Raw genomic sequence first — 1,586 nt, 5'->3', positions numbered from 1 at the left:
CTTGTAGCTGTCAAACGAGTGGTTGACTACAACGTCAAGGTTCGCGTCAAGGCGGACAACAGCGGCGTCGACCTCGCCAACGTCAAGATGTCCATGAACCCCTTCTGCGAAATCGCTGTGGAAGAGGCTGTACGCCTGAAAGAGAAGGGCGTAGCCAGCGAAATCGTTGTCGTCTCCATTGGTCCGAGCGCTGCCCAGGAGCAACTGCGTACCGCGCTGGCGCTGGGTGCCGACCGTGCCATCCTGGTCGAATCCAGTGACGAACTGAACTCCCTGGCGGTGGCCAAGCTGCTCAAGGCCGTGGTCGACAAGGAGCAGCCGCAACTGGTGATCCTCGGCAAGCAGGCCATCGACAGCGACAACAACCAGACTGGCCAGATGCTCGCTGCGCTGAGCGGCTACGCCCAGGGTACTTTCGCCTCCAAGGTTGAGGTCGCAGGTGACAAGGTCAATGTGACCCGCGAGATCGACGGCGGTCTGCAAACCGTGGCCCTGAGCCTGCCGGCCATCGTCACCACGGATCTGCGCCTGAACGAGCCGCGCTACGCGTCGCTGCCGAATATCATGAAGGCCAAGAAGAAGCCGCTGGAAACCGTTACCCCGGATGCGCTGGGCGTTTCCACAGCCTCGACAGTCAAGACGCTGAAGGTTGAGGCACCGGCTGCCCGCAGCGCCGGCATCAAGGTCAAGTCCGTGGCTGAACTGGTCGAGAAACTGAAGAACGAGGCGAAGGTAATCTAAATGGCTATTCTGGTTATCGCTGAACACAGCAACGCTGCTCTGGCGCCTGCCACCCTGAACGTCGTGACTGCTGCCCAGCAGATCGGCGGCGACATCCACGTGCTGGTTGCCGGCAGCAACGCCTCTGCTGCCGCTGAAGCTGCTGCCAAGGTTGCTGGCGTAGCCAAAGTGCTGCTGGCTGACAACGCTGCCTACGCCCACCAGCTGCCGGAGAACGTCGCGCCGCTGATCGCCGAACTGGGCAAGAACTACAGCCATGTGCTGGCGGCTGCTACCACCAACGGCAAGAACTACCTGCCGCGCGTTGCCGCTCTGCTGGATGTCGACCAGATCTCCGAGATCATCGCCGTCGAGAGCGCTGACACGTTCAAGCGCCCGATCTACGCCGGTAACGCCATCGCCACCGTGCAGTCCTCGGCTGCCGTCAAGGTGATCACCGTGCGTACCACCGGTTTCGATGCCGCTGCTGGCGAAGGTGGTTCTGCTGCCGTTGAGGCTGTCTCCGGCCCGGCCGATGCCGGCAAGTCCGCCTTCGTTGGCGAAGAGCTGGCCAAGTCCGATCGTCCGGAACTGACCGCCGCCAAGATCGTCGTTTCCGGTGGTCGCGGTATGGGCAACGGTGACAACTTCAAGCACCTGTACGCTCTGGCCGACAAGCTGGGTGCTGCGGTTGGTGCTTCCCGCGCTGCCGTTGACGCCGGCTTTGTGCCGAACGACATGCAGGTGGGTCAGACCGGCAAGATCGTTGCGCCGCAGCTGTACATCGCCGTTGGTATCTCCGGTGCGATCCAGCATCTGGCTGGCATGAAGGATTCCAAGGTGATCGTTGCGATCAACAAGGACGA

2 protein-coding genes are annotated in these 1,586 nt (G+C 61.9%); both read left to right on the top strand.

Going from position 1 to position 1,586, the window contains the following annotated elements; genetic code table 11:
- Window positions 1-741 (top strand): electron transfer flavoprotein subunit beta/FixA family protein (locus tag NCCP436_RS17525; RefSeq protein WP_220805237.1); only part of this gene is annotated, 741 nt, incomplete at its 5' end.
- Window positions 742-1,586, top strand: an 845-nt coding sequence (locus tag NCCP436_RS17520) for an electron transfer flavoprotein subunit alpha/FixB family protein (RefSeq protein ID WP_220805236.1), incomplete at its 3' end; no start/stop codon positions are given.

This window comes from Pseudomonas sp. NCCP-436 (assembly GCF_019656335.1).
Taxonomy (GTDB): Bacteria; Pseudomonadota; Gammaproteobacteria; order Pseudomonadales; family Pseudomonadaceae; genus Aquipseudomonas.
The sequence above is the reverse complement of the archived record's forward strand: the minus strand, read 5'-3'. Positions and strand labels throughout refer to the sequence as shown.